Here is a 6,003-nt window from a genome sequence, read left to right as displayed (position 1 = left end):
ACCGGCTTCATTCGGGGTCTGCTCATCACCCTGTGGATAGATGCGTGCCCAGGCGATGGAAACGCGCAGGCAGGTAAACCCCATCTCGCTGAAGAGTTTAATGTCCTCCGGGTAGCGGTGGTAAAAGTCGATGGCCACGTCCTTGATGCCGCTGACGCTCCCGTCACGTTCCACCACCTCGCCGAAGATACCTGCGGGCTGAACGTCCGAGGTGGACACCCCTTTGCCGTCCTTGTCCCATGCACCCTCGACCTGGTTTGCGGCAATTGCCCCGCCCCAGTAAAAATTATCCGGGAATTTTTTCATGAATCTTCCTCACTTAATCGTTGTCATCAATACCGTGTCATATGAAACAGTCTGTTTATCTGCCAGATGTACTGCCCTGAATTCATCGCTGTTATTGATTAATACCGGCGTGTCCAGCAGACATCCTGCGCTTTGAATAAAATCGAGATCAAATTCAATCAACAGATCACCGGCTTTTACCGAATCACCCGTTTTTACATGTGCCGTAAAACCTTCACCTTTGAGATTTACGGTATTGATCCCGACGTGGATCAGCAGTTCCACACCATCATTACTGACCAGGTTGATAGCATGTCGGGAATTAAATATTGACGACACAACTCCGTCAAAGGGCGCAATAACTTTACCGGAGGTTGGAATAATCCCCACTCCGTTACCCAGCAGGCCACTGGCAAAGGTCGGATCGCGGATTTCGGCAATATCAATAACCTTCCCCTGTAGCGGAGAGAGAATAACGATCTCTGCTGTTTCTGGTGCGATACCTGGGTTAGCACTTGGCGATTCTTTTGATGCCGGTAAACCGAAGAAATAGGTCAGTAAGGTAGAAAGCACGAGCGATAAGGCCGTGCCGATTATGGCCCCCCACACGGTCATATCCATACCGGTAGGTGGGATCATCTGAGCGAGAGTGAAGAAGCTGGTCAGACCGAAAGAATAGATACTACCGTGGAATGCTCCGACTATTGTCCCGCCTATGGCTCCGGCCGTGCAGCCGAAGATGAATGGCCGTCGGTTTGGGAGGTTAACACCATATACTGCAGGTTCCGTAATACCAAAAATGGCCGCGCTGACTGCCGAACCCGAAAGAGTTTTCAATTTTGGATCCTGGGTTCTCAGGAACACACCCAGCGCTGCGCCCAACTGGCCTACCACGGCCGGTACCAGTAATGGCTGCATAATATCATGGCCTAACACGCTGATGTTGTTGATCATGATGGGGACAAGACCCCAGTGCAGACCAAACATGACGCAGACCTGCCACAGTCCCCCCATGATCGTACCCGCTAAAGCAGGCGCAAACTCATAAGCGGCCAGAAACGCATTTGCCATAAGGTGGCTGAGGCCGGTAGCGAGCGGTCCAATAAGCAGGAACGCAGCAGGAACGACGATGAGAAGCGCTATCAGAGGGGTGAAGAGGTTTTTGACCGCTGAAGGGAGAATTTTATTACAGAATTTCTCCACCACACTACTGAGCCAGGCAGCAAATATGACCGGAATAACCGAGCCGGCATAATTAATATAAGTGACGGGAATTCCGAGGAAGGCATCAACTGACGCGCCGTGCTGTAACTGAGCGTCGAACGCCGCTATCATTGCCGGATGCATCAGTGCGCCGCCAATCGCCATCGACAGGAATGGCGACCCGCCAAAACGCTTGCCTGCAGTGTAACCCAGCACGAGAGGGAAGAAATAAAACAGGGCATCACCAGCTGCCGCCAGTATTTTGTAGGTTCCGCTCGACTCAGTCGTAATTCCGCAAACGATAGCAAGGGCTAGCAGCCCCTTCATAATCCCGGAAGCGGCCAGGATCCCCAGAAAAGGGGTAAAAATCCCCGAAACCACATTAATCAGCCTGTTAAAGATATTTTCTTTTATGACTGCCTCGTCGCTGCTCCCTGCAGCTAGATCAGTCTCATCCGTAATGCCTGTAGCTTCGATAGCCTTATAAACTTCAGAAACATTATTACCCACAACCACCTGGAGTTGGCCCCCGCTTTCTACCACCATAATAATCTCTGGATGGTTGCTCAAATCATCCTTCAGAACAACATCATATTTTCTTAACTGAAAGCGAAGCCTTGTTGCGCAATGGGTCAAACTTTTAATATTTTCCGGGCCGCCGACCCGGTTAATTATAAATTCAGCAAGTGACTGATATTTCATAGGGACATTTACCTTTCAAAAAGCAAAAAAAAACCCACTCCGCCCAGATAATACTGGTCTGAAGTAGGTTTTGCCTGCAAACGCAGTAACAATCCAGTTTCTAAAAATTCGTCTGAGAAATGTATAAATAACTGGGGTTTCCAGATATCTAATTGTATCCTCAAAAATGTTATACACCGTGCCTGAGTTCATATGAATAGCAGAAATGCAGTATGGCGGATTACCGATATCAATCGTCGTAAAATATACAGATAGCAAAAAATAAAGCCTCATATGATATGAGGCTTTATTTATACAGATCTATTAGCATGCAGGGTAAAAGTGAGGTGGCGGGACCACATGATATGTTTTTACCGGTATGCCCTGCATTCACTCTGAAATCCGGTTCTCTATTTTCCGCTACGGAAATCAGGAACATTTCCTGAAACGAGGGCGAAATCAGAGAATTCTACTTCGCATCCGGAGGCGTTAGGCGCTTGTGCCTCGAACCCTATGTGTAAAATCTGTTCCGCGTCGTTCAGCACATCAAGGGGAAAAGCGCGCACAAATATCCATTTTTGACCATCCAGCGAAGCATGGAAGGCAAATACATTATCTTTGCGGGAGATCCGTAAATGCACTTCCTGTCCACTGACGGTAAAAGCATTGGCATCATCAGAGGTATATCCGTTGTTCACCACAGAGACAACCATGGGTTCACGTTCGGGTGAATATTCAAAGCACAACTTCGCCCATGATCTTTCGTTAACGTAAAGAAGCAACACGCCGGCATCGAAGGTGTTACCGAATTCGACTTTTACCGTTGAACGAAATTGAAAGTCTCCGCCAGGAGCCGGACGTAAAAGTGTTGCTGCATTACACCGGCTTGCAGACGTTACCTGGCTTGTGCCCCTTCCCGGATCGATGAAAATATCACTGTACGGCAATGCCCTAACGGCTATCTTCCGGGATAGCGTATCAATGTTCCAAACGGAGCCTTCTGACGGCTGTAAGAGGCTAATGTTGTCATGTGAAAGATGGTTCATAGCTATTCCTTTCATATATTCTATTAATTTTTAATGATCTACATTTTTTTTTCAGAGAAAATAGGGATGATGGTCAGGGAAAAGAGCATGACCAGGGCGGACAGGAAACAAAACGCATTGGCCAGTCCTGTATAATGTGCAATAAACCCGACCGCAGCAGGCCCCATAAGCACCCCCAGATATCCCAGCATGCTTGCAGCGGAGATAGCCAGAGAGGGGGCCATTGAATCCTGTTTGCCTGCACGCGTGAACAAAATAGGCACCACGTTACCGGCAGCAAAGCCCGCTATCGCAATCGCACCAAAGACGATGGCAACGGTTGAGGACAGTGAAATAACCAAAAGTCCAATCGCCGTAAATATTACACCCAGAGTCAGTACCCAGCGCTCTCCTGCAAGTGAGACGAGCCTGTCACCGACGAAGCGGCTTAATGTCATCGCCACCGCAAAGACAACATACCCCGATCCTGCTATGTTTGCCGGTAAACTTTTTTCCTGAATCAGGAGCAATGCACCCCAGTCAAGCATCGCACCTTCTGCCAGGAACATCACCATTGCCAGAAGGCCTACCACAATCACTTTACCTTTAGGAAGTACAAATAATGGCGCCTCGTTAACCGTAACTGTTCTGAGGAACTTGTTTCTGATAACTGAGAGGCATATCAGTATCGTAAATATTGCGATCATCGATGCCACAAAAACGTGTAATCCCGTGGCAATCAGCAAAGTCATAACCACAGCGCCGGCAAGCCCTCCAACGCTGTAAAAACCATGAAATCCTGACATTAAAGGCATACCCGCCCGATCCTGAACTTCAGAACCGTGAATGTTGGCTGCTACATCAGTCGCACCAATCGAAAGGCCAAATAAGAAAAGTGCAGCACCAATTCCCAGGGGGGTGGAAAGCAGGGCAAGAAGGGGTAAAGCAACCACAATACCCACAGCACCCATGATGATGACCATCCGGCTGCCGGCTTTAGCAGAAATGCCACCGGCAGCAGGCATCCCTATTAATGCCCCCAGACCCAGACATAACAATACGGCACCCAAAAGAGCGGGCTCCGCCTGCATACGGCTTTGGGCGAAGGGTACCAGGGGAGCCCAACAGGCGAGCCCAAAACCAGCGATAAAGAATGCCAGTCTGGTGGCAAGTTTTGCGTCCGTGAGTTCTGTGAACTTAATATTGTCTGCTGAATAAGCCAGCTCATTTCCTTTCCCTGATATCATTTCTTCACTACTTTTCATCTGATACGCCCTGTGCGACGGTGTAAAAACAACCTAAAAAATACCAGTAGCATGCGTGTCATGATTCAGATAGGATGACAAATTATGTCTAATATACGCCAAAACACTATGAATCCAGATTTCGCTATCTCGCCTCTGGTAGGTCAGCCAGAACAATGGGGGGCTGATGTTCTTGAAAAGCATACTCATGCGCGCCACCAGTTAATTTTTTCCTCCCGGGGCGTCATTCACATCAAAACACATGTCGGCGAGTGGGTTCTTCCACCCAGCAGGGCACTCTGGATTGATGCCGGTACTGAACATTATGTTGAAACCAAGAAGCCAGCCTCGCTCTTTGTTCTGTATATTTCTCCCGCTTTTTTTTCCATGGATAAGCCTGAACACTGCTGCGTGATTGAAGTGAGCAACCTGGTCAGGGAGCTCATCATGACGTGTGCAAAAATGGGGTGGACCTATGATGAAAATAGTCACAGTCACCGACTGGCAGAGGTGTTGGTAGGCAGTCTTTCAGGTTTACAGCTCGCATCACTGGAACTGATCAAGCCGAAAGATCCCAGAGCCATCCACTTAATAAAATTACTGGAGCACGACCCGGGATCACGACGGTCGCTGCACGACCTGGCCAGAGAAGCAGGAGCTAGCGGAAGAACGATAGAACGACTTTTTGCTCAAGAGACAAATCTTCCCTTCGGAGCCTGGAGACAGAGGCATCGAATGCTGTTTGCGCTGGAACGTCTGGCTTATGGCCAGAGTGTCATGAATGTCGCGCTGGAGTCAGGCTATGAGTCTGCTTCAAGCTTTATTGCTGCTTTCAAGGCAATGTTTGGTACCACGCCATCTAAATATTTCTCATAACCAGATTCATATGAACAGAACGGTCTGGCTCCATTTCAGCTCCGTCAGGGCGGGACCATAGATACTCTTTTATTCGCTATTTCCCTTTCATGCAGATACATCGAATAAACGACAAATTATAATCAGGATCTGACAGAACTGGAAAAAATGACTCTGCGTTCAGGCATTTTAAATTAAATACGATTAACCTTTTATCATGGCAGGGTTTACAGGAAGGTGCAGGATATTAAGTTGTTATATGAATCCATTCAGACAAAATGAAGCCTTCTCATAATACATAACGATTTTCTCTCTATTGGACCGTCCTTAAGCATTATATGTTTATTCCAGCCCTAGTATACAGGTTAGCTAAAATGTCAGATACAGCGAATAAACACTTCACAATAACAGTGTTCCCGGATAATTTTTACTGGGGCGGAGCAATTGCCGCAAACCAGGTTGAGGGCGCATGGGACAAGGACGGCAAAGGGGTGTCCACCTCGGACGTTCAGCCCGCAGGTATCTTCGGCGAGGTGGTGGAACGTGACGGGAGCGTCAGCAGCATCAAGGACGTGGCCATCGACTTTTACCACCGCTACCCGGAGGACATTAAACTCTTCAGCGAGATGGGGTTTACCTGCCTGCGCGTTTCCATCGCCTGGGCACGCATCTATCCACAGGGTGATGAGCAGACCCCGAATGAAGCCGGT

The 6,003-nt window shown here is 48.4% G+C and carries 6 protein-coding genes; 2 read left to right on the top strand and 4 right to left on the bottom strand.

The features are described 5' to 3' along the window. The 4 genes from A6013_RS23480 to A6013_RS23465 form a co-directional block, all read right to left on the bottom strand. Nucleotides 1–306 (bottom strand): family 1 glycosylhydrolase (locus tag A6013_RS23480; protein ID WP_139128242.1); only part of this gene is annotated, 306 nt, incomplete at its 3' end. Between the two features lie 9 nt (nucleotides 307–315). Further along, nucleotides 316–2,190, bottom strand: coding sequence for a beta-glucoside-specific PTS transporter subunit IIABC (locus A6013_RS23475; RefSeq protein WP_048291888.1), 1,875 nt, complete (start codon nucleotides 2,188–2,190; stop codon nucleotides 316–318). Nucleotides 2,191–2,579: 389 nt separating this feature from the next. Beyond that, a complete protein-coding gene (locus A6013_RS23470; RefSeq protein WP_023345584.1) occupies nucleotides 2,580–3,215 on the bottom strand; it encodes a DUF1349 domain-containing protein in 636 nt (211 codons plus the stop codon). Between the two features lie 38 nt (nucleotides 3,216–3,253). Beyond that, nucleotides 3,254–4,459, bottom strand: coding sequence for an MFS transporter (locus tag A6013_RS23465; RefSeq protein WP_083264132.1), 1,206 nt, complete (start codon nucleotides 4,457–4,459; stop codon nucleotides 3,254–3,256). A gap of 84 nt (nucleotides 4,460–4,543) precedes the next feature. Between A6013_RS23465 and A6013_RS23460 the strand changes: the two genes are divergently transcribed. Together A6013_RS23460 and A6013_RS23455 are read left to right on the top strand one after the other, a co-directional pair. After that, nucleotides 4,544–5,314, top strand: a complete 771-nt coding sequence (locus A6013_RS23460) for a helix-turn-helix transcriptional regulator (protein ID WP_083264131.1) — start codon at nucleotides 4,544–4,546, stop codon at nucleotides 5,312–5,314. Between the two features lie 383 nt (nucleotides 5,315–5,697). Further along, on the top strand, nucleotides 5,698–6,003 hold a 306-nt coding region (locus tag A6013_RS23455; protein ID WP_139128243.1), incomplete at its 3' end, for a family 1 glycosylhydrolase.

The sequence above is a fragment of the Enterobacter sp. IF2SW-B1 genome, assembly GCF_001743375.1.
Lineage (GTDB): Bacteria > Pseudomonadota > Gammaproteobacteria > Enterobacterales > Enterobacteriaceae > Enterobacter > Enterobacter bugandensis.
This window is presented reverse-complemented; position numbering and strand designations above follow the sequence as displayed.